Consider the following 22,079-nt stretch of genomic DNA (forward strand, 5'->3'; position numbering starts at 1 on the left):
TTTTTATTGTTTAAAGTTATTGCTGAACAACCGGTTTGGGCGCAATGGCTTTTGCAAACAGGGTATAAATAACGGCCGTTAATATAATAGCGTCAATCACGGTAATACCACTCATTGATACGTTAAATAAAGCGCCATTACACACCGCATATGCCGCCCCTACAAACCACGCGCTAAACGCGGGAAGTGAAAAGTTAGCGTTATTTGCCAAAGCCGCTGCGTTATAAGCATGGGGTTTAATAAACAGTGCATCAACAATAATTACGCCCGCTACCGGTACAAAAATATCAGACAAAAACGCTAAAAAGCTTATAAACATATCTAAAATATTTATAAAGGCTGCGCCAATTCCCACCAAACCTAATAACACAATAACCCAGTTTTTATGCCAATGCGGGAAGGTAGCCTCCACGCTAAGTGCGGTACTGTAAAGGTTTAACGAATTTAAAATCCAGCTGCCTGCTATCACAATAAAAAACGCCGAAAACCCCAAATTAAGCGCAAGCATTAAGCTTAATATTTCGGTTTCTTGCATGGCGGCTGCGGCAAATACAGCCACAAAAATAACCAAAAGCTCAATAACCATATACGCAATAAATGAGGTGTACACGCCGCCACGTTTTTGCTTAGAAAAACGGGTTATGTCGGGCAATATTATTGCGCCAATAATAACGCCGCCAACAATGGCAGCTACACCATCTTCAAGAGAAAGCGCTGCTGATTTTTCTAAATTAATAAAATCAACCAGTGGCATACTATCGAGCGCGCCAAAAAGCATCATAGCGGTGACCGCAGCCAAAATAGGGATCATGATAGAGGCCAGCATATTAATGGCTTTAAACCCATACAGTGTGGTTATGAGCATGGCGCAACCTGCGACTATATCGATGGGCCATTCGGGCATAATAATATTAAATTCTGCACTGAGTAAGCGCACCACGGCATTAGAAAACAAATCAATATTTACGCCAAACCAGCCAATTAACGATAAAGCAAAGGCAATATTAACAATGCCCGCGCCAGCATTACCAAACGCTATTTTTACCAATAAATAAGAGCTTAAGCGGCTTTTTACACCTATGGTGCCCATAGCCCCACCAATAAGGGTTAATATAAGTGAGCCAATAACTAACGCCCACAGTGTATTACTCACACTTGAACTTTGATGTATTTCTAAGCCGGTGATAAAAGTGGGCAGCGAAAAGCTGAGCATAGCGGCTATGGCTGCAATGCGCGGCCAGGCAACAAGTTCGTTGCTATTAATAGTGTGGGGGTCGTTCCCGTTTGGCATTGCCTGTTTCTCTTTTTTATTATCTTTTATATTACTATACGCCGCTGGCGTGCAAAATTTTTTATTATTAGGTGTTTATTCAAAATATGAGGTTTAAAAAGTAGGGCGCGCACAAAATTATATTTTGTGGTGATTATTTTTAGGGTATTAAAGGCGTAATCATTTAGGCAAAAAAAACCGCCAAAAAGGCGGTTTAAAGGTCTACACAACACAATTAAATGTTTTACCTTATTGGGTTATTTTAATAACGCCAACACATCAAAGCAGGCACCCATAGTATGGTAATCCGTTTTACCAATTGGGCTTTTCATGGTATCTATTTTTTTGTTATCTACGGTTAAAATTCTAAACCACGCCCCGTATTGATGATCAACTAAGTGCTGCCACGAGTACTGCCAAATTTTGTCATACCACTGCTGGTATTTTTCATCCCCTGTGGTTTCATAAAGGTAGGCCGCACAGCACAGTGTTTCGGCTTGCACCCAAAAGTACTTGTCGTCATCGCATATGCTTTTATCTGGCGCAAATCCGTAACAAATACCGCCGTGTTGTTTATCCCACGCAACGTCTATTGAATTATCAAATAACGCTTGAGCGCGCTCTACAAGCCAAGTTTGTGGCTTATGCTTATTTAAAAACATTAATAGTTTTGACCACTCAGTTTGGTGACCTGGCTGAAAACCCCACGGGCGAAACAAATTTTTAGGATCGTCTTTGTTATACTCTAAATCAACCTGCCAATTTATATCGTAGTGCTCCCAAATAAGCCCACCCATTAAATTAGCTTGGCGATTAACCATGTTATCAGCCAGTGTGAGCGCGCGATTTAAAAATAGCTCATCTTGAGTGGCTTCATAAGCGGCAATAAGTGCTTCGCACGTATGCATATTGGCGTTTTGCCCGCGATACGGATCGCACTTAGTAAAGTCATTGTTGTGCTGATCTTTATATAAACCCGCTTTTGCATCCCAAAAATGCGTTTCCATTGTTTGAAATGTATCGTTTAGGTATTCGCGTGCCTCTGTAACACCTACGCGGTATGCCCAGCTGTAGGCTAAAATCACGAACGCAAAGCCATAGCAGTGGTTGGTATCATCAAGTACAGTGGCGTTACCTTGCTCAACACTCAATAACCAATTGTAACCGCCTGTTTGCTCAACAAAATGGTGCTTACGAATAAACTCAATACCCGATTTAACACGGTTTAGGTACTTTTCGTCATTAAAGGTTTGGTACGCACGTGCATAGTTAAATACAAACCGAGTAGAGCTTACTAGGTGGCGAGTTTGCTTATCAAATACCTCACCATTATCCGAAAAGTTTTGGTAAAAACCGCCGTGTTCGTCGTCTATATTTGGCTCGTAAAACGCCAGCGTATCGGCAATATGTTGTGTTAAAAATTCGCGGCTTTTAAAGTTATCAGGTGTGTGGCTCATAGTGCGCTCCTAAAATCATTAAGCGATTTTTCGTTAGGAAGAGACGTAAATGCCCCTTTGTAAGATGCTGCATGAGCACCACATAACGAAGCAAATTCAAAAATAGTTGTTAGTGTTTCGGGGTTATTGCAAAGCTTACTAAAAGAGCTAGGTGTGAGGTTTTGTAAGCCTAGTTGATACAGCAATCCACCTACAAACGCATCTCCTGCGGCGGTAGCATCAACCATAGTAACCTTTTTAGGGTGAAGCGTTTGCTTGGCATTTTTGGTATACCAATGCATCGGGTTGCCTGCATCGGTAACCACAAATAACTCACAGCCATTATTGAGAGTGTCGGCTATAAATTCTTCACCCGTTTGCTCACCCGCTAAGTATTCAAGCTCTTCTTTAGAGGCTTTAATAATAGAGCAGTGCTTTAGTAAGGGTAAAATGTGTTCACGCGGGTTAGCATTACTAGGCCATAAGTTGAGGCGTAAGTTAATATCAAAACTGACAATTGAGTTATTTTGCTTGGCAAATTCAACCCCATACGCGGTGGTTTTACGTATGCGCTCGTCGGTTAAGGTATTTGAGCAAATATGAAAAATATCGCATTGCTCAAACCATTCACTGCTAAAGTCACTATTGGTAAAGTGCAGATCTGCGGTGTTATCGCGGTAAAACTCAAACGTACGGTCGCCGTCCTTATCAAGTGATACAAACGCAAGGGCGGTTTTTGCTTGGTCGGTAAAGCGCATAAAGTCGGTTTTTACGCCTTGCTCTTTTAAGGCGTTATGTAAAAAATCACCAAAGCTGTCGGTGCTTAGCATGCCAGCAAAGTAGGCGTTACCACCTAGCTTTGCAATAGCTACGCTTACGTTTGCAGGCGCACCGCCTGCAAACTTAGTAAACGCTTCGTGCTCGCTGTTGTTTTGGCTTAATTTATCAGAGAGTAAATCAACCAATACTTCACCAAAACATATTGTGTGTTTCATAATGCTGCCTTAGTTATTAATCAAGTAGCCAATGCAGCGCAATAGCGGCTGTCCATGAGAAATCTTTACCACCACAGCCGGCGCCTGTTTCTGGGTTAAAATATTCGTAGTAACCCGATTTAAGCACTAAATCGCGCGTGTCGTCCTGAATTTTATCAGCCGTGGTTACAAACCCTGCTTCTTTAAGGCCGATGGCTATCATCCAGTTAATGTGTAACCAAATAGGGCCGCGCCAGTAACGCTGTGGCTCGTATTTTTCTTCTTTAGGGTGGGTAGATGCCACACTAAATTGACTCGACTCAATAAAATCTTCTGTTGCGGTATTTATAATACGCGTTTGCTCGTCAGTTGTTAAACCAGCATAAACGGTTAGTAGTGCCGCCGATGTTTTAACTTTAGCTAGGCTGTTGGTTAACACGTTTTTACAGTAAAAGTATTCGCTTTGCTCACACCATAACGTGTTAATTGCTGCTTGAGTTAGTTCTAGACGCTGTGCTAAATAATCGGTACGAGCATCGTTTAAATCGAGTTGTTCACCCATTTTGAGTAAATCTTTTGTCGCACGGTGCAAAATAGCAATAATACCTAGGTCGTTCATTTTGTACGGGCAGGTTTCGTAAATTACTTTGCTATCAAAATTGTTACGTTTAAAAAAGTCTACTAGGTATAAGAAACGGTCGTACTCGCTTTTATGCGGGCGCTGCGACGAATCAACATGGCTGGTGTCGCGGCGGGTGTATTCCCAATCAACACCAGGTACAGCTTCAAGGGCATCATCCCACGATGGGCTGTTATCCATACCCGATTCCCACGGGTGATAAGTGACCACTAAGCCTGTGTTTTCAGGATCGCGGTCGTTGTACCACCATAAATGGTAATCAACAACTTGAGAAAATAATGCTTTAACTTTTTGCTTTGCAAGGGCTTTATCTTGTGCGCTGGCAAGCATTTCTTTCATTACTGTTGCCACAACCGGTGGCTGCGAAATAGACGTACTTTTAATTTTTTTATCAGAGCCCCACACATCTGGACCAGGGAAGTAGGTAGTAGAATCTTTATGAAATAAGATATGTGGCACCATGCCGTCATCCCACTGGCCTGAAAATAACACATCAATTTCTTGCCACGCACGGCTCTCGTCAGACTTCATCCACCCTAGGGCTGTAATCGCTGAATCCCAGTTCCACTGAAACGGGTAAAGGCCATGCGTAGGGACGGTATAGCCACCTAAATCGTTTGCTATAAGTGTTTTAGTAGCAAGTTCTGTAAGCGATGCCGCTGTGGCTGCATCAAGTTTACCGTTGATTGTAGTAGTCATATTGGGTGCTCTTTGTGTGTTATTTTCGATTTGGATAATATTAAAGCACTCATTATGGGTTGTAAATGTTTTTTTTCTGTGCTTAAATCCTGTTCGAAGTAACAAAAAACTAACATGTATACTTGATTATTTCGCACTTACTTAGCCACACTCTAAGTAATTACACACAGACAACTAGCACAATTGGAGAATACCCGTGAATAAAACTACGATCGCCTCTATTGTATCTTTATGCCTCACACAAGGCGCGTTTGCCGCAGAAGAGACTGCGCCAGATACAGCAAAAAAAGAAAATAACGTTGAACGTATTATCGTCTCTGGTACCAGCAAAGGACGCGTTATTTCAGATACCCCACAGTCAGTAACCTCTATTAGCGAAGATGAATTAATAAAGCTTTCATCAAGCAGCCAAGCAGATGTATTACGTTATATCCCAGGTATTAAAGTAGAAGGGGGCGGTGGTGAGGTTGGAACAAACCTACAAGTAAGAGGCTTACCTTCATCGGGTCAGTTTCAGTTTACGCCACTGTCGTACGACGGTTCACCTAGTTTGAGTGTTTTTGGCTTAAACTCATCGGCGTTTGATGTGTACTACCGAAACGACTTAGGTATTGAGCGTGTAGAATTTGTGCGTGGCGGTGTGTCTAACTTATTTGGCCAAGGCTCTGTAGCGGGTATTATTAACTATATTTCTAAAACAGGCAGCGATGATCCGCAAAGTACTGTGCAAATGGAGCTTTCTGATCAGGGCCGTACCCGTTTAGATTTTGCTACAAGCGGGCCGCTAAACGAAGATGGACTTTATTATGCGCTGTCGGGCTTTTACCGTTACGATGAGGGCCCGTTAGATACAGGGCTTGAAACGAAAGGCACTCAGCTGCGCGGTAATATTCGTAAAGAATTTGATGACGGCTCTGGCTCATTTACTGTGTATGGCCAATACATTGACGACCAAGCACAGTTTTACCTGCCTATTCCACTTGATGGCGACAGCCGCGAACGCTTAACTGGTAACGATGGACGCGAAGTGGAGTCATTGCAAACTGCTAATGTGTCTAACCTGTCTTACGATACTGCCAATGGTCGTTATGAATCGCCAATTAGTGATGGTGTGGTAACTAAAGGTGGCTCAATCTCGGTCGTATTTGAAAAAGAGCTCGCTAACGATTTTGCTATTAACATGCGCAGTAAATACGCAAAGTACCAACACGAATTTAATCTATTTTTAGATGGCGACGGTATTATTAATGTACCTGAGAGCCAGGAAGAGTTTTTAGCTAACCGTGGTTTAGGTGATGTAAGCGATGCAGCGTTTACTTACACTGCATCGGGGCAGGCACTGGCAAGCGATGACTTATTATTTGCTAATCGTATTTTAGATAGAGACCGCCCAGCAGAGGATTTCTCGGCCGAATTTAATATTGTTAAAAGTATTTTTGTTGGCGATTTTAGCCACGATATTACCGTTGGTACGTTTTTCTCTCACAGTGAAGCCGATGACGATAACGTTATTACGACCTACTTGGGGGAATTTAACAATAACCCAGAACTGGTTGATTTAACGTACACCAATGCCGATGGTGATGTTGTTCAGTACACACAAAATGGTATTAGTGGCCCAGGTATTTCTTACACCAACCAAACAATTAGCGCTACCCGTCGTGCGCTTTATGTAGCGGACCAAATGGAAAGCGATGACTGGATTATCGACTTTGGTGTTCGTTATGAAGAAATTGACGGCAAAATTAGCCGTGAAGGCAGCCAAGTTGTACAAATTTCTGATGATCCATCACTTGCGCCTAATTTACAGGTAAACACCACAGGCAGTGGTGTAATGACCTACGGCGAAGTAGACACCTCTGAATTTGCGGTATCGGGTGCAGCGTTATATCGCTTAACCGATAACTTAAACGTATATGCGAATGCATCTCGCGGGTTTTTCTTCCCAGAAATTAGAGGGATTCAGTTTAACGATTTAGGTGAGCCTGCCAGCTACGAAGCCGAAATTGTTGAACAAGGCGAGCTTGGTATTAAGTTTTTTGATAACGACTTTAGCGGTAGTATCGCGTTATTTAGAACCGACTTAAAAGACAGACGCAGCGTAGACTTTGTTAACGATGGCAACGGTGGGGTATTAGAGCTGCCTGTTATGCAATCAACCAAAGCAACGGGTGTGGAGCTTACGGGTCGTTACGATATTACCGATGAGTGGGCGGTTGATGCCAACATGACCTACACCGACCACGAATTTACTGAGTTTGACTCAGACCCTTCTATTATTGGTAACGAGTTACGTCGTAAACCAAAAGTATTATTTAACTCTTCTATAAGCTACACCGCAGATAATTGGGATGCTGCTTTGTATCATAATTTTACAGGTAAAAACTTTGCTAACGATGCAAACTCTGTAGAGCTTGATTCATTCCACTTGTTTAGATTTGATGCGGGTTATAACTGGCAAATCGCCCCAGAGCAAACCGTACGTTTAAGCGTAGGGGTATTTAATTTGTTTGACTCTGATGGTGTTACCGAAGGCTCGCCGCGTTTAGGTAATAGCCAAACGTCAGACAATCCTTACTTTGTAGGCCGTCCAATTCTCCCACGACGCGTTACATTTAGAGTCAAATACGACTTTTAAATAAATGCTTTACGCCTATTAACCTGTTTTGGGGTTAATAGGCTTTTTGCATTGTGATGCATTTTTCAGCTAAGTTAGCGATAGGCTTGTTTTTAGGGACTGTTTTAGAAGTAAGCTTATAGCTGTTTAGTTTTTTATTTTTGAGAAGGCGCTGTGTTTTCTTAATGTGAATACGCGAAATAATTATGAATATATTAGATTTTTCAATAGTTGCTCTTTACCTTGGTGCCTTATTGGTAATGGGGTTTATGCTACGCGAACAAACCAATAAAAGTGATTACTTTTTAGGAGGCAAAAGCTTAGGGTGGAAACCTTTAGCTTTGTCGGTAATGGCCACTCAGCTTTCGGCTATTAGCTTTATTTCGGCTCCTGCATTTGTTGGTTTGCGTGAAGGCGGTGGTATGCAATGGCTCTCGTATGAGTTAGGTGTGCCGCTGGCGATGATTTTAATTTTAGCGACTATTTTACCTAAGCTTTATAAAAGCGGCATTGTAAGTATTTATGATTACTTAGAAATGCGCTTTGGTCGTTCTACCCGTGTGCTTATTAGTGTGGTGTTTCAGTTTAGCCGCGCATTTGCCACCGGTATTATGATTTATGCGGTATCGCTTATTCTCCAAGGCACTATGGGCATAGAAGCATGGCAAGCCATTGTGCTTACCGGCGTGATCACGGTGTTATATTCACTGCAAGGCGGTATGAAAGCCGTGGTGTATGGTGATGCAATTCAAATGATCATCATTGTACTGGGAACTATTGCTTGTATTGGCTTTGGACTTTATCACTTAGGTGGGGTTGATACCTTTATTGCTAATGTTGATTCGAGCCGATTAGAAGCCATAAAATTTGATTCGTTTGGATTTAGTGGCGATGGTTTTGGCTTTTTACCTATGATTTTTGGTGGTGTGGTGCTTTACGCCTCTTACTATGGGTGTGACCAAACACAAGCGCAACGTGCACTTAGTGCAAAAGATCCTAAAAACTTACGCTACATGATTTTAGCCAACGGCGTAGTGCGTTTTCCTATTACTATTTTATATTGTGTGTCGGGCTTAATTGTAGGCACACTGGCTATGAGCAACCCTGAGTTTTTAGCCAAAATTCCAGCCGATAATCCAGATTGGATGATGCCAATCTTTATTTTAGATTACTTACCACATGGCTTAATTGGTTTATTAGTGGTGGCTATTTTATCGGCGGCTATGTCATCACTTAGCTCTGCTATTAACTCGCTTTCGGCGGTAAGTATTGAAGACTACAGCCGTATTTCAAATAAAGAGCTAGACCAACCAACGTACTTAAAACTGGCTAAATACTTAGGGCTTATTTGGGGTGCAATTACGTTAATTTTATCGCTTTATGCCGGTGATATAGCACCTACTATTATTGAAGCCATTAACAAAGTAGGCTCGTTATTTTATGGCCCAATACTGGCGGTATTTTTAATTGCCGTAGTTAGTAAGCGCAGTGCTGCGCTGCATGCAAATATAGGTCTAATTAGTGGTGTGTTAATTAACTTGTTGGTGTCGGTATTTGCGCCAGACGTATTTTGGTTTTGGTGGAACTTTATTGGCTTTGTGGCCACTGCGGTGATTACCCTTACGACAAGCATTGCGATTCCACGCGAAGTAAACGAGGTTGCTAAAGCGCAAAACGCTGAGACTATCTCAAACTCAATTTTAACCGGTAAAGATATCGTTATGCTGCTTAGCATGTTTGTTGTGATGGTATTAATTTGCCTTGCTATTCCATCAATTTTTTCGTGAGCGTTAACCCATGGATTCTAAAAAGTCATTTTTAATCGATTTATTTACCACGGCGGTAAATGCCTGTAAACCCAGTGCGTGTATGAGTAAGTACTTGGAAAAGATAGATGCCAGTAATGGCTTATGCGTGGTGGGCGCCGGAAAGGCCGCCGCCGAAATGGCCGCAGAGGTTAACCGTTTTTATGGTGATAAATGCTTTGGTGCGGTAGTGACACGTTATGGTTACGAAAGTGCCGGCGACACTGGGCGCATTAAAGTGCTTAGTGCTAATCACCCAACGCCAGATGATAACAGCTTAGCAGCAGGTAAAGAGTTATTGGCGCTTGTAAAAAATAACCCGGCCGATATTCCTATTTTGTTTATTATATCAGGCGGCGGCTCGTCGCTTATGTGTTTGCCGGTAGATGATGTGCCGTTTGAGCAAAAGCAGGCACTTAATCAGTTTTTACTTAAAAGTGGTGCAAGCGTTGATGAAATTAACGTTGTGCGCAAACAGCTCTCGCTTGTTAAAGGCGGTAAGTTAGCACAAGCGGCTAAATCGGATTATGTCACGCTGATTATTTCGGATGTAGTAGGGGATAAGCCAAGTGACATTGCATCAGGCCCCACAATTAGCGATAACAGCACTAAAGCCGATGCGCTGGCTATTTTACAAAAGTACAACTGGCCGGTTATTAACGAAATTGAAGCGCATTTATTAAAGCCTGAGCAACCACGCGCAGCTGATACTCAAGGCAAACACTTTATTGTAGCTAATGCCCAGCACGCGATTGACAGTGCTATTGATGTAGCGCAGCACCAAGGCTGGGATACGCAAGTACTTGGGTACGACATTCAAGGTGAGGCAAAAGAGGTTGCCCGCGCACATGCTAAAATTGCCCTTGAGCAAAAAGCGCAAGGTAAGCGCGTTATGTTGTTCTCTGGCGGTGAGCTTACAGTAACGGTAGCCGATGTTTATGGCGATGGTGGCCCTAATCAAGAGTACTTAATGGCATTGGCAGAGGCGCTTAACGCCGAGGCGGGCATGTATGCCATAGCCTGTGATACCGATGGTGTAGATGGCAGTAAAGACGTTGCCGGTGCGTATATAGATAGCAGCACGATTGCGCGCGCACTTGATGCTGGCGAAAACTTACACGCTCAGTTAGAAGGCCATAATAGCCATCAGTTTTTTAAAGCCATTGATGATTTAATTATTACTGGGCCAACAAATACTAACGTTAACGATTTTAGAGTGATAGTGATTGAGTAGGCGCGCTCGCCTACTTGTTCTTTAAAGTGGTTTAACGTAACCTTGTGCTCCAATTTTATTAGGGTTAATAGCTATGTTTTCGCTAAATAACAGTAACTTATTACGCTCAGGATTTGAGCTTGGAAAAGGCGATAAACTTTTTCAAGACATTGAACGTGATATTATTAAGGTGGTGTTTTGGGAGCAGTGTGTAACACAAAGCCATATTGTGAGCGCCACCCGAATTCCGCAGCAAACTGTCTCGCGTTTACTTAAATCGTTAACTCAGCATGGCGTAATAATGCAAACCGATACGCTTATCCCTAATAAAAAGGGTAAGCCTGGGTTTGGTATTGCGCTTAACCCCGAATACGGCTTTACCTTTGGTTTAGCTATTTTGCTTGATGCTATTTCTGTAGCGGTCATGGATTTTACCGGCAAAGTTATTTACACCCATATGCAGCTTATGTCAGACATGAGTATTAATAACGTACTTAAAAGTGCGCAAAAGCTAGTGGACGATATAAGCGCAGAGCATAACATTGCGAGCGAAAAAGTGCTGGGAATGGGCGTGGGTATATCGGGCTTTTTTAGTTCTATGGACGGTAAAATGAATACCCACCATATGCTAGAGGAGTGGTCGCAGGTTGATATTATCGATATTGTCTCTAAGCATTTTCAACTCCCTACGTGGGTGGTGAATGACGCTACAGGCGCCGCCGCTGGCGAAGGGGTTGCAGGTATAGGCCGCGAGTATAAAAACTTTGTGTATATGTTTGTCTCGGCTGCATTTGGTGGCGGAATCGTAAATAACGGCGATGTACTGCGTGGTACTTACGGTAATGCTGGCGAGCTTGGCGATATGTTACCGCCAAAGTTATACGCTCATCCCAATTTAGAGTTACTAAAGCGCATTTTGAAAAAAAATGGTGTAGCGGTTGATTCAATTTACGACCTGCACGATAACTTTGACCCAGAATGGCCAGGCGTTGAAGAGTGGCTATTTAAAGTTCAAGATTCGTTTGATTTAGTAGCAACCTGTTGCTCGGCGCTATTAGATGCAGAAGCGATTATTATTGGCGGCCATATACCTAAAGAGCTGGCCGAAAAAGTAATAGCGCGTACTGAGGTTTACGCACAATTTAGACGCGGTGCTAAACGCCCAATGTCTAAGCTGGTGGTCTCAAACATTAATAACTTTCCGGTCTCCATTGGTGCAGCCACTTTGCCATTTAGAGAGCTGTGTTTGTAGTTTAATAATAGAAACTTTAAAACAAAAAGCCGATATTGATTTATACAATATCGGCTTTTTTAGTATTTAAACCAACTTCTTAACTAAGAGTTATTGCGAATAGGTTTTACTCTTCAACGAACGGTTCACCTTCTGTCATCCACTTAGCGGCTGGCTTGCCTTTTAAGTAATGGTCAAAGTACTGCATCATACGCACTGAAAAATCGACCTGGTTAGGAAATTTTTTCAAATGATGTGGTTCACCTTCGTATTGTAAAAAGGTGGCGTCTTTACCCGCACGGCGCAGGGCTAAGTAATATTGCACGCCTTCGTGCCAAGGTACTGCGTCGTCTTTATCCCCAAACATAATTAAAATAGGGGTATTTACTTTATCGGCAAAAAACACTGGTGAGTTTTCGATGTATAGCTCGGGTGCTTCAAATAAATTTTTACCTATGCGACTTTGCCCTGTTTCGTATTGAAATTGACGCGCAAGGCCCGACTTTAAACGTATGCCGCTGTATGCACTGGTCATGTTTGATACCGGCGCGCCCGATACAACCGCTTTAAACATATCTGTTTGGGTGATCATAAACGCACTTTGATAACCTGCCCATGAATGCCCTTGTAGGCCTATTTTATCTGGGTCGGCTATGCCTAAATCTATTAATTTTTGCGTGGCGTTGATCATGGTTTGCGTTGACGATTTACCTGGGTGGCCTATTTCAAAGCGAATGTCAGGTAAAAAGATTGCATAACCATTTGAGGTAAACATAGGGAAGTTAGGACGATGATTTAGCTCCATTTTAGGAAAATCATACATGCGCTGGCTCATGTAGCGGTAAAAATACACAACAACGGGCACTTTATCGCCTTCTTTGTAGCCTGCAGGTTTAATTAATACCCCTTGTAGGTCTTCGCCATCAAAGCCTTTGTAGCTAATTAGCTCTGGCTTTTCGCCCCAGGCAAAATCCGCCAATTGTGGATTTAAGTTGGTGACTTTTTTAGGCGCTGTAAAGCTAAAGTCGCTTTGGTAGTAATCAGGAAACTGATGATAAGTTTGCTCGGTAAATAGGTATTTATCGGCATGTTTTGCCTTTTTAACTACATCAATACGTTTTTTGCCACTCAGTACATTAGTAACCGTTTGTGAGGCTAAATCAAGCTTGACTACTTCACGTTGCTTTGATTGTAAGTTAACGGCTGATACAAGTAATGTATCGTTTTGAGCAAAGCCTACTTGGTTTTTATCAAGTTTAATAACGCGATATTGCGTATTGCTTGGTTTACCATTAGTTAAACGCTCAGCGCGTTGAGTGTTGACATCAAACGCCCAAATATCGTATTTGCTATAAACCAATACTTGGCTGCTGTTATTTAACCAACCGGCAAACCCATAGCCAGGTTGCGGTGATGGATAGTCGTGTTTGTCATCGGCAAACGTGGCATTAATAGCTTTGCTAAGGGCGGTAACTTTATTGGTTTTTAAATCTTTAAGTTGTACTTGGCTTTGTGCAAAGTAGGCTGCATAGCGCCCATTAGGTGCAAGGCTTGGTGTAAACGGTGAATTTTTAATAATGGGAGTTTGCTCACCGGTATTAATGTTTATGCTGTAGTAGTCGGCAAAAAAGCCACCGTACATAATTTTTTCTAGGTGGGCTTGGTTAGAGTAGCCTAATACACTTTGGCTACGATTAGTGTTAAGCGCTAAATCGCTGACTTTTTCATTGCTTAGTTGTACTGCTTTTTGGCTTTTTAAATGAAAAACAGCGCTGTAATGGCGGTTTTTATTAACCTTGTTCCACTGTTGCTCTTCTCGTGGTTTTATTTGGGCATCGTTGTTGTGCCACACGTTTAGCGCTTTATGTTCACGAATCGTGTCAAAGTCGTACAGTGATGCTTGGTCGGTGTACTTTTTTGCTTTTATTTTAGGGGCCAGTTTGGGGTGGTTTTCAAAATATAAGCGCTCGCCATTTTCAGACCAGCTAATCGATGCTGTTTTACCTATAACCCATTCTTTATTAGAGGAGTCGATAGTGCTAAGGGTGTTATTTTGCCAAAGCTTTAGAGAGTATTGCCTGCGACGCTCATCATCGTTTACGTAGTTACCGAGGTTAAATGCGGCTATTTCTTTATCAGGGTGCCAACTAATTGATTGTGCAACCACGCCTGGCTCATCAATTAATACGCTTTGCGCAAAGTTATTATTAAGCTCAAGCAGTACAAGCTGATTGTTGTTGCCATCGCTAAAGCTTTGGCTGGCAAGCAGCTGAGCGCCACTTGGGCTTAGCGCATAACTAAATACATTATTTAAGCTGTGGGTGGTGCTGTTTTTTAAGTTTATTATTACTAGCTCAAAGCTTTTATCTTTTTTATCTGGTGTGATAGCGCTTTTTTCTTCGCTGTTATCTTCAGCAGGTGTGTCTTTTTCTGCTTTTTTATCAACTCGATAAGCAAGCCACTGGCCATTGTTACCTAAAACATAGTCTTTTACGTCAGCAAATTGCTGTTTTTCGCCGGTTTGGGTATTTACTAAAATGAGGTTGTTTTTAAGTGATGACTTTTTCTCGCTGGTCTCTTGCTCAAGCAGAGTGGGTACTTGTGTAAATGCCACCCAATTAGCCGCTTTGTTAATAACGGGCTTGGTGCCGCGCTCCACGGTGCTAATGAGGGAGTTTGTTGTTAAGTCATAAACTTGTCCATTTGCATTGCCACGGTAGGGTTTAGCGCTAAAGCTGAGGATTTTACCATCATCTGAAAGTTGGGTGCTTTTTGCGTACTTAAAATCGAATACGTCTTTAAATTCTAACGGCTTTTGAGCCCAAGCAGCCGGGCTCGCTAAGCTTGCAAACAGTGCAGAGCTTAAAAAGGTGAGCGTTGTTTTCATTATTGATTCTCGTTTTTCACAGTACTTTTAATGTAATAAGTATTGTAGCGAGTTTGGTTTATATTTCGAGCGGATCAGATAAGCGGTATAAGAAAAGGGACGAAAGGGTAAACGTTAGCGCGAATAACTAGCGCTAACGGTAAAATAATAAAGTAAGGTTATAACCAAATTTTTTGTAGTTCTGGCCATTGTTTTTCAAATTGCGAACTTGGCTTTACTTTAAAGTCGCTGCGTACAAACTGGTTCATTTTACCTTCAACATAGGCTAGTAAAAAGTTAGCAAGGGTGAGTTCGTCACTTTGAAAAGTTTTACCTTCACGAAGTTTGCGCTCGCGCAGTACTTGTTTAAATTGCGTTTCTAGCTTTTCGAATAGCCCTTGTACACGTTCGCGTAAACGCTCTTGCTCGCCTTGTAGGGCGTCGCCGGTAAGTATGCGTGTAATACCTGGATTTTTTTCTGCAAACGTTAGTAGCAACAGCAAAATATTATAAACGCGTGTTTGGCTTTCTTTTTCGTTTTCTAAAATAAGGTTAATGCGCGATAAAAGCGTGTCTTCGATAAACTCTATTAGGCCTTCAAACATACGTGCTTTACTTGGAAAGTGACGGTAAAGCGCAGCTTCAGACACGCCCACTTCAGCAGCAAGCTTTGCAGTTGTAATCCGTTGTCCTGGGCTGGTTTCTAACATTTGCGCGAGGGCTTGCAGTATTTGCTCTTTGCGATTACTTCTTTTTGTCGCAGGCATGAACCTTCCTTTTTTATTTGTTATTTTTAGCTGCTAATCATTTTTTGTTCAAATGAGTGGCTTATGTTAATGTTTTATTCAGTTTGTTTCCAGCACTTTATAGTTGCTTGGCAAGTTGTTTAATTACCTCAAGAGCAATGCGTGTTTTACTATTTACCGCAAGTGCTAACTGCTCATTTTGCCAGTAAAGTGTTAAAGCATTGTGATCGGAATTAAACCCTAAACCACTTTGCGATACATCGTTAGCGCAGATCATATCGAGATTTTTATTTTTAAGTTTACCCTTTGCATAGCTCTCCACATTTTGCGTTTCAGCAGCAAAACCCACAGTGTAAGGGCGGTTTTGCGTTAAGTTTGCCACGGCGGCTATTACATCGGGGTTTTTAACAAGGGTGAGGGTAAGCTCATCGCCTTGTTTTTTCATTTTTTGAGTCGCTACATTAGCCGCTCTATAATCGGCTACGGCTGCACAACCAATAAAAGCATCAGAGAGTGGGGCATAGGTTAATGACTCATTTAATAGCTGCTCAGCGCTTTCAATGTTTATTAAATTAACGCCAACAGGGGCTTTGATAGTGACAGGCCCTGAAATTAAATTGACATGAGCGCCAAGCTTTAAAGCGGCCTCAGCCAGGGCAAAGCCCATTTTTCCTGAGCTGTGATTAGAGATAAAACGTACAGGGTCAAGCGGCTCGCGGGTTGGCCCTGCCGTAATTGTAATGGTTTTACCTGCTAATAATTGCGGCTGCTCTGTGGCAGTGCACAAAGCCACAAGCTCATGGGGCTCTAGCATGCGCCCAGCACCTACATCGCCACAGGCTTGCTCACCTTTGCCTGGGCCCCAAATAAGTACGTCACGTGCTTTTAAAGTGGTTAAATTTGCTTGTGTTGCAGGGTGTGCATACATTTGCTGGTTCATTGCTGGGGCTATTGCCACTTTAGCAGGGGTTGCCAGTAATAGTGTGGTAAGTAAATCATCGGCTATGCCTGCGGCCATTTTGGCAATGGTATTACTCGTTGCAGGCGCAACCAAAATTAAATCAGCCCATTTGGCAAATTCTATGTGGCCCATTGCAGCCTCTGCTGAGGGGTCAAGTAATGAATCAGACACCATTTCACCACTCACCGCTTGCATAGTTAATGGGGTTATAAAATGTTTAGCTGACTCGCTCATAACTACTTTTACTTCGCAACCTGCCTCTTTTAAGCGCCTAACAAGCTCGGCACATTTATAGGCTGCGATGCCGCCGGTGATGCCAAGTACGATTTTTTTGTTTGTTAAGTTAGTCATGAGTGTCTTTTGCTTGAGTGTATATGCAGGCTAAAATAACAAATCTTTGTGCTTTGAGCTAAGTTTTTAGGATTAAATAATCAGGCTAATTTTAAAAATTGCATTACAGTTATAAGACTGTTTTTTAATCATCAAGGATGAATAATGCAATTAACATCGTTACCTAACTCACTTCGCCCACGCGAAAAACTCATTGCAAAAGGCCCTAAAGCATTGACCGATGCTGAGTTATTAGCGATATTTTTGCGTACGGGCTTACCCGGTATGAATGTGATTGAGCTTGCACAGCACCTGCTTAACGAAAACAAAACATTGCATAATTTATTTAACGCCAGCCAAGATGAGTTTTGCGCACAAAAAGGGTTAGGAATGGCAAAATATGTGCAATTGCAAGCGGTGCTTGAACTGAGTCAGCGTTACATGCAGGAGCGTTGCCAGCGCGATGCGGTGTTTAATTCGCCAAATGCGGTGTATGAATATTTAACGCTGCAAATGCGTGGGCTACAGCAAGAAGTGTTTATGGTGCTTTATCTCGATAGCCAAAACCGTTTAGTAAAAGACGAAATTTTGTTTTATGGCACGATAAACTCAGCCAGCGTTTACCCCAGAGAAGTCCTAAAAGCGGCCTTAAAAAATAATGCTGCGGCCATTATTTTGGCACACAATCACCCAAGCGGGATTGCCGAACCAAGCCAAGCAGACAAACTTATCACTAATAAATTACAACAAGCACTGCAATTAGTAGACATAAATGTGCTTGATCACATCATTGTAGGAGGAGAAACGTGTGTTTCTTTTGCACAGCGAGGCTTGATTTAAGGTTGCTTGATGGATAAGTGTGTTAAAAATGAGCGGTTTGGACGGTTTTAGTAAATTAGTTTAATTTAAATGCAGTTTTTACTTTCCCTAAGGGCATTCGATCTTTATAATTAGCCGCTATCAAATTTACATATGAGCTGGTTGGATAGATCAGTATTTGATCTTTGCCTGTAAAAGCTGTATAAAGAGCGCCCTTCGATTTATCTAGGGCACAAATACATGGCCTTAGGTTAAATTAAGCTCGAGCGAAGTTATTGGAGATATATAGACATGTCTAAAGTATGTCAAGTTACAGGTAAGCGTCCAACGGTTGGTAATCACCGTTCACACGCGAGAAACGCGACTAGACGTCGTTTCCTACCTAACCTACAAACACACCGTTTTTGGGTTGAAAGTGAAAAACGTTTTGTAACACTACGCACTACTACTAAAGGTATGCGTATTATCGATAAAAAAGGCATCGACGCGGTACTTACAGATATCCGTGCTCGCGGCGAAAAAGTTTAAGGAACTGAATCATGCGCGATAAAATCCGTTTAGTTTCAACTGCTGGTACTGGTTTTTTCTACACTACCGACAAAAACAAGCGTAACATGCCTGAAAAGATGGAAATCAAAAAGTTCGATCCTAAGGCTCGTAAACATGTGATTTTCAAAGAAGCTAAAATCAAGTAATTTAGTTTTCTTTCAGAATTGTAAAAACCCAGCTTATGCTGGGTTTTTTGTTTTTAGCACTTATCAATATTAAACAGCCCCTAAAATATTTTATTAAATCAACAGATATAATTTAGGCATAAAAAAACCTTGCAGGTAAAACCCACAAGGTCATTATTTTTACAGCTTACTGTGCCGGCAATAGCAACTTGTTTACTTATGATATCCCAAGCACGTTTCTACTTCGTTTTTAGAGCCTAATATTACCGCCACACGCTGGTGGATTGCATCGGGTTGAATATCCATAATACGCTCAGTACCCGTAGAGGCGATACCACCTGCTTGCTCAACTAGCATAGCCATGGGGTTGGCTTCGTACAGTAAACGTAGCTTATTAGGTTTATTTGCATCTTTGGTGTCGGTTGGGTAGGTAAATAAACCACCACGGCTAAGTACACGGTGCACATCGCCAACCATAGCGGCAATCCAGCGCATGTTAAAGTTTTTAGCACGTGGGCCGGTATCGCCAGCGAGTAAGTCATTAATATAGTTTTGCATTGCTGGCTGCCAATGACGCTGGTTTGACGCATTAATGGCAAATTCGTTTGTATCAGCAGGGATAGTGGCAAAGTCTTGTGTTAGTAAAAAGCTACCTTGGGTTTTATCTAGCGTAAACATGCGCGTGCCTTTACCTGTAGTAAGTGCAAGCATAGTTGATGGGCCGTAAAGCACGTAACCTGCAGCAACTTGTTTGTGGCCTGGCTGCATAAATATACTTTGATCGGCGGCATCTGAGCCTTCTGGGGCTTCCATAATTGAAAATATAGTACCCACTAGCGAGTTAATATCGGTATTTGATGAGCCATCAAGCGGGTCAAACGCCACAATGTATTTAGCGTCTTGGTTGCCAGCTACTGTGTAGTCTTCCTCTTCTGAGGCGATGGCTTTAACTGACCCAGACTCCAGTAAAATATCTTTTAAAAGCTGATTAGATAATACATCAAGCTTTTTTTGGGTTTCACCTTGAATGTTTTCATCAAGCGTTGAGCCTAATACGCCTGAAAGCGCACCTTGGCCAACACGAAACGAAATTTCTTTACATGCTGCTAAAATGGTTCTAATTAACGATAAAAGTTCTCTAGGACAACCGTCTTCTAGTAATACTGGTGGGAGTCTACGCATTCTATTTTCCTGATAACGTGTACTAGCTAATCTAAATGTGAGAGAGATTAACTTAGTGCGCTGAATTTCGTCTTAAATACCTGTATTGTTTAAATAGCACTGTAATAATGGTGCCACCTAATCGTACTTAAAACGCCAATAACAAAGATAAGATTATGAAAAAAATACCACTAATAAGTTACATATTCTTTACTGTGCTGTGCTCTATGATAACCCAAGCGCACGCAGCAATTAAGCCTATAGATGAATTTACTGCGCAAATGAATCACTTTCCTGGGTACTTTTCGTTTTACTACGATACTCAAAACGGCAAAGTGTTTTTAAAAGTAGATAAATTAGAGCAGCAATTTTTGCTTCAGCAAAGCTTACCCTATGGAGTTGGTTCTAACGATATAGGCTTAGATAGAGGTCAACTTGGTAACACGCATTTAGTTCAGTTTGAGCGTTTTGGCGATAAAGTAATGTTGCGCGCGCTAAATACATATTATCGCGCTAATACCACTAACAAAGCTGAGCAGCAAAGTATTAAAGAGGCCTTTGCATCCAGTATTTTAGCGGGCTTTAAAGTGGTAGCGCAAAGCGAAAAAACGCTCCTGATTGATTACACACCCTATTTATTAAGCGATGTACACGGGGTAAGCCGTACGCTTGCAGCGCGCAAGCAAGGCAGCTTTAGCCTTGATGAATCACGCAGCGCTGTATATATGAATCGCTCAAAAGCGTTTGTAAAAAATACCGAGCTTGAAGCAGTATTAACGTTTAAGGGCTCTAAACCTGGTAAATTTGTGCGCCAAGTAAGCGCCGATGCATACGCACTTACTGTACATATGCACCACTCACTTATTAAATTACCTGATGATAAATACACGCCACGTAAATTTGACCCGCAATCAGGGTATTGGAGCATTGAGCATAAAGACTATGCAGCCCCCCTTGGTGAATCTATGTTTGTGCGCTATATACCGCGTCATCGCTTAGCTAAAAAAGATCCAAGTTTACCGATTAGTGAACCCGTTGAGCCTATTACTTATTACCTAGATCCTGGCGTGCCTGAGCCGGTTAAAAGCGCGTTACTTGAAGGCGGTAAGTGGTGGAATGATGCCTTTAGCGCAGCAGGCTATAAAAACGCATTTATAGTCAAAGTATTGCCGAGCAATGCTGATCCTATGGATATTCGCTATAACGTTATTCAGTGGGTGCATCGTGCTACACGCGGATGGTCTTACGGAAGCTCTGTTATAGACCCTCGTACCGGCGAAATACTCAAAGGGCATGTAACACTTGGCTCATTGCGTGTACGCCAAGATATTTTAATTGCAGAAGCCCTTGGTGCGCCTTATTTAAAAGGTAACGAGGTGGCTAAGAACTTACAGGCAATGGCACTTGATAGGATTCGCCAGTTAAGTGCACACGAAATTGGCCATACGCTGGGCATTGCACATAACTTTGCAGCCTCGGTGGGGGATAGAGCGTCAGTTATGGATTACCCGCACCCCTTACTTAGCTTTAACGAGCAAGGCGAGCTTGATGTAACCCGCGGCTATGCAAGCGGTATGGGCGTATGGGATACCCAAGTTATTAAATATGGTTACAGCGACTTCACTAATCAAGATGAAAGTGCTGAGCTTGCAACAATATTAAAAGAGAACAAAACGAAGGGCCTTGAGTTTATATCTGATAGCGATGCACGCGCAAAGGGCGGGGCACACCCTACAGCGCACTTATGGGATAACGGTACTAACCCAGCGCAAGAGTTACTTAGAGTGCTTGATGTACGTAAAAAAGCGCTTTCGCAATTTGGTATTAACAACATTAAAACGGGCGATGCACTCTCGCAGTTAGAAGAAAAACTCGTGCCGCTTTATTTATTTCATCGCTATCAAGTAGAGGCTGCAGTTAAGCTAATTGCGGGGGTTAACTACGAATACGAAACACGCAACAACTCACCTGCTAAGGGCGCGAAAGTGGTTGCAAAAGCGCAGCAGCAAGCGGCGCTCAGTGCTATTTTAACAACATTAAAACCGGCTAATTTAATTTTGCCTGAGTCGGTATTAGCGCTTATTCCGCCAAAAGCGTATGGGGAGTCTAAATCGCGTGAAAGCATAACAGGGCGTACGGGTGTAACACTTGATGCGATGGCCTTGCCAGAAGTAGCTGCGCAGCATAGCTTATCGTTATTATTAAACCCACAGCGTTTAAATCGTTTAGCTCAACAACAAGTACGTAATTATAATTTTTACAGCTTAGATGAGTTGTTAGAGCAGCTTTACAGCCAAGTGTTTAATGTGTCATCACCTAATACAATGAAAGGCAAAATCACCCAGCGGGTGCAGTTTTTAACTGCAAAAAATATGGCTGATTTAGTCACTAGTGACAAGGTAAGCCCAGAGGTGCAGGCGCAGCTACGTTTCTACTTGGTAAAATTAAGTAAAGAGTACAATCAAAACTCAATGTTAAGTAATACCAGTGTAGGAGAAAGCGCGTTTAAACAGTATTTAGCAGAGCAAATAAAACAGTTTTTAAAAGTAGGTAAGTGGCCTGAAAACTTCAGTGGTTTACCAATGCCACCGGGCTCACCAATTTAATTATATATTTTAGTGTGTAGTGGCTACTTAA

Annotated in this window: 16 protein-coding genes; 8 read left to right on the plus strand and 8 right to left on the minus strand. The window is 42.1% G+C overall.

What is annotated here, in order from left to right:
* Nucleotides 1–16: 16 nt before the first annotated feature.
* From MTN96_RS00800 to MTN96_RS00815, 4 genes are all read right to left on the minus strand, one after another.
* Complete coding sequence (locus tag MTN96_RS00800) at nt 17–1,291, minus strand: cytosine permease (RefSeq protein ID WP_248530508.1); 1,275 nt, start codon at nt 1,289–1,291, stop codon at nt 17–19.
* A gap of 236 nt (nt 1,292–1,527) precedes the next feature.
* Entirely contained in the window at nt 1,528–2,727 is a 1,200-nt protein-coding gene (locus MTN96_RS00805; RefSeq protein ID WP_055252707.1) for an AGE family epimerase/isomerase, read from the minus strand.
* Nucleotides 2,724–3,701: a carbohydrate kinase gene (locus tag MTN96_RS00810; RefSeq protein WP_054982288.1), complete on the minus strand. Its 978-nt coding sequence runs from the start codon at nt 3,699–3,701 to the stop codon at nt 2,724–2,726. Before MTN96_RS00810 ends, MTN96_RS00805 begins: the two co-directional genes overlap by 4 nt.
* A 16-nt stretch (nt 3,702–3,717) precedes the next feature.
* Complete coding sequence (locus MTN96_RS00815; RefSeq protein WP_248530509.1) at nt 3,718–5,019, minus strand: trehalase family glycosidase; 1,302 nt, start codon at nt 5,017–5,019, stop codon at nt 3,718–3,720.
* Between the two features lie 196 nt (nt 5,020–5,215).
* On the opposite strand from MTN96_RS00815, the gene MTN96_RS37110 reads away from it, so the two are divergent.
* The 4 genes from MTN96_RS37110 (at nt 5,216) to MTN96_RS00835 (ending at nt 11,906) form a co-directional block, all read left to right on the plus strand.
* A complete protein-coding gene (locus MTN96_RS37110) occupies nt 5,216–7,657 on the plus strand; it encodes a TonB-dependent siderophore receptor (RefSeq protein ID WP_096740190.1) in 2,442 nt (813 codons plus the stop codon).
* Nucleotides 7,658–7,842: 185 nt separating this feature from the next.
* Nucleotides 7,843–9,423 (plus strand): sodium:solute symporter, encoded by a 1,581-nt coding sequence (locus tag MTN96_RS00825; protein WP_054982291.1) that lies wholly within the window; start codon nt 7,843–7,845, stop codon nt 9,421–9,423.
* A gap of 10 nt (nt 9,424–9,433) precedes the next feature.
* The gene (locus MTN96_RS00830; protein WP_248530510.1) at nt 9,434–10,675 is read left to right on the plus strand and encodes a glycerate kinase; all 1,242 of its coding nucleotides are present in this window, start codon (nt 9,434–9,436) and stop codon (nt 10,673–10,675) included.
* A gap of 73 nt (nt 10,676–10,748) precedes the next feature.
* The gene (locus MTN96_RS00835; protein WP_248530511.1) at nt 10,749–11,906 is read left to right on the plus strand and encodes an ROK family transcriptional regulator; all 1,158 of its coding nucleotides are present in this window, start codon (nt 10,749–10,751) and stop codon (nt 11,904–11,906) included.
* A gap of 106 nt (nt 11,907–12,012) precedes the next feature.
* On the opposite strand, the gene MTN96_RS00840 is transcribed toward MTN96_RS00835, so the two are convergent.
* The 3 genes from MTN96_RS00840 to coaBC form a co-directional block, all read right to left on the minus strand.
* Nucleotides 12,013–14,772 carry a prolyl oligopeptidase family serine peptidase gene (locus MTN96_RS00840; protein ID WP_248530512.1) on the minus strand — a complete coding sequence of 920 codons (2,760 nt, stop codon included), beginning with the start codon at nt 14,770–14,772 and terminating at the stop codon, nt 12,013–12,015.
* A gap of 158 nt (nt 14,773–14,930) precedes the next feature.
* On the minus strand, nt 14,931–15,518 hold the full coding sequence (gene slmA, locus MTN96_RS00845) for a nucleoid occlusion factor SlmA (protein ID WP_004587943.1): 588 nt from the start codon (nt 15,516–15,518) through the stop codon (nt 14,931–14,933).
* A gap of 97 nt (nt 15,519–15,615) precedes the next feature.
* A complete protein-coding gene (coaBC, locus tag MTN96_RS00850; RefSeq protein ID WP_064384813.1) occupies nt 15,616–16,809 on the minus strand; it encodes a bifunctional phosphopantothenoylcysteine decarboxylase/phosphopantothenate--cysteine ligase CoaBC in 1,194 nt (397 codons plus the stop codon).
* A gap of 144 nt (nt 16,810–16,953) precedes the next feature.
* Here coaBC and radC point away from each other — a divergent pair, with 144 nt between their 5' ends.
* From radC to rpmG, 3 genes are all read left to right on the plus strand, one after another.
* Complete coding sequence (radC, locus tag MTN96_RS00855; RefSeq protein WP_024033348.1) at nt 16,954–17,628, plus strand: DNA repair protein RadC; 675 nt, start codon at nt 16,954–16,956, stop codon at nt 17,626–17,628.
* Nucleotides 17,629–17,898: 270 nt separating this feature from the next.
* Complete coding sequence (rpmB, locus tag MTN96_RS00860; RefSeq protein WP_004587946.1) at nt 17,899–18,135, plus strand: 50S ribosomal protein L28; 237 nt, start codon at nt 17,899–17,901, stop codon at nt 18,133–18,135.
* Between the two features lie 11 nt (nt 18,136–18,146).
* Entirely contained in the window at nt 18,147–18,302 is a 156-nt protein-coding gene (gene rpmG, locus MTN96_RS00865; protein WP_004587947.1) for a 50S ribosomal protein L33, read from the plus strand.
* Nucleotides 18,303–18,494: 192 nt separating this feature from the next.
* On the opposite strand, the gene MTN96_RS00870 is transcribed toward rpmG, so the two are convergent.
* Nucleotides 18,495–19,463 (minus strand): class 1 fructose-bisphosphatase, encoded by a 969-nt coding sequence (locus MTN96_RS00870; RefSeq protein ID WP_004589078.1) that lies wholly within the window; start codon nt 19,461–19,463, stop codon nt 18,495–18,497.
* A 155-nt stretch (nt 19,464–19,618) separates the two neighbouring features.
* On the opposite strand from MTN96_RS00870, the gene MTN96_RS00875 reads away from it, so the two are divergent.
* On the plus strand, nt 19,619–22,048 hold the full coding sequence (locus MTN96_RS00875) for a zinc-dependent metalloprotease (RefSeq protein WP_248530513.1): 2,430 nt from the start codon (nt 19,619–19,621) through the stop codon (nt 22,046–22,048).
* Nucleotides 22,049–22,079: the final 31 nt, after the last annotated feature.

It is taken from the genome of Pseudoalteromonas sp. 2CM28B, from assembly GCF_023161935.1.

Bases quoted from the DNA above. Each gene is read 5' to 3' on its own strand.
- MTN96_RS00800 (WP_248530508.1), bottom strand. From the start codon at position 1,291: ATGCCAAACGGGAACGACCCCCACACTATTAATAGCAACGAACTTGTT.
- MTN96_RS00805 (WP_055252707.1), bottom strand. From the start codon at position 2,727: ATGAGCCACACACCTGATAACTTTAAAAGCCGCGAATTTTTAACACAA.
- MTN96_RS00810 (WP_054982288.1), bottom strand. From the start codon at position 3,701: ATGAAACACACAATATGTTTTGGTGAAGTATTGGTTGATTTACTCTCT.
- MTN96_RS00815 (WP_248530509.1), bottom strand. From the start codon at position 5,019: ATGACTACTACAATCAACGGTAAACTTGATGCAGCCACAGCGGCATCG.
- MTN96_RS00825 (WP_054982291.1), top strand. From the start codon at position 7,843: ATGAATATATTAGATTTTTCAATAGTTGCTCTTTACCTTGGTGCCTTA.
- MTN96_RS00830 (WP_248530510.1), top strand. From the start codon at position 9,434: ATGGATTCTAAAAAGTCATTTTTAATCGATTTATTTACCACGGCGGTA.
- MTN96_RS00835 (WP_248530511.1), top strand. From the start codon at position 10,749: ATGTTTTCGCTAAATAACAGTAACTTATTACGCTCAGGATTTGAGCTT.
- MTN96_RS00840 (WP_248530512.1), bottom strand. From the start codon at position 14,772: ATGAAAACAACGCTCACCTTTTTAAGCTCTGCACTGTTTGCAAGCTTA.
- slmA (WP_004587943.1), bottom strand. From the start codon at position 15,518: ATGCCTGCGACAAAAAGAAGTAATCGCAAAGAGCAAATACTGCAAGCC.
- coaBC (WP_064384813.1), bottom strand. From the start codon at position 16,809: ATGACTAACTTAACAAACAAAAAAATCGTACTTGGCATCACCGGCGGC.
- radC (WP_024033348.1), top strand. From the start codon at position 16,954: ATGCAATTAACATCGTTACCTAACTCACTTCGCCCACGCGAAAAACTC.
- rpmB (WP_004587946.1), top strand. From the start codon at position 17,899: ATGTCTAAAGTATGTCAAGTTACAGGTAAGCGTCCAACGGTTGGTAAT.
- rpmG (WP_004587947.1), top strand. From the start codon at position 18,147: ATGCGCGATAAAATCCGTTTAGTTTCAACTGCTGGTACTGGTTTTTTC.
- MTN96_RS00870 (WP_004589078.1), bottom strand. From the start codon at position 19,463: ATGCGTAGACTCCCACCAGTATTACTAGAAGACGGTTGTCCTAGAGAA.
- MTN96_RS00875 (WP_248530513.1), top strand. From the start codon at position 19,619: ATGAAAAAAATACCACTAATAAGTTACATATTCTTTACTGTGCTGTGC.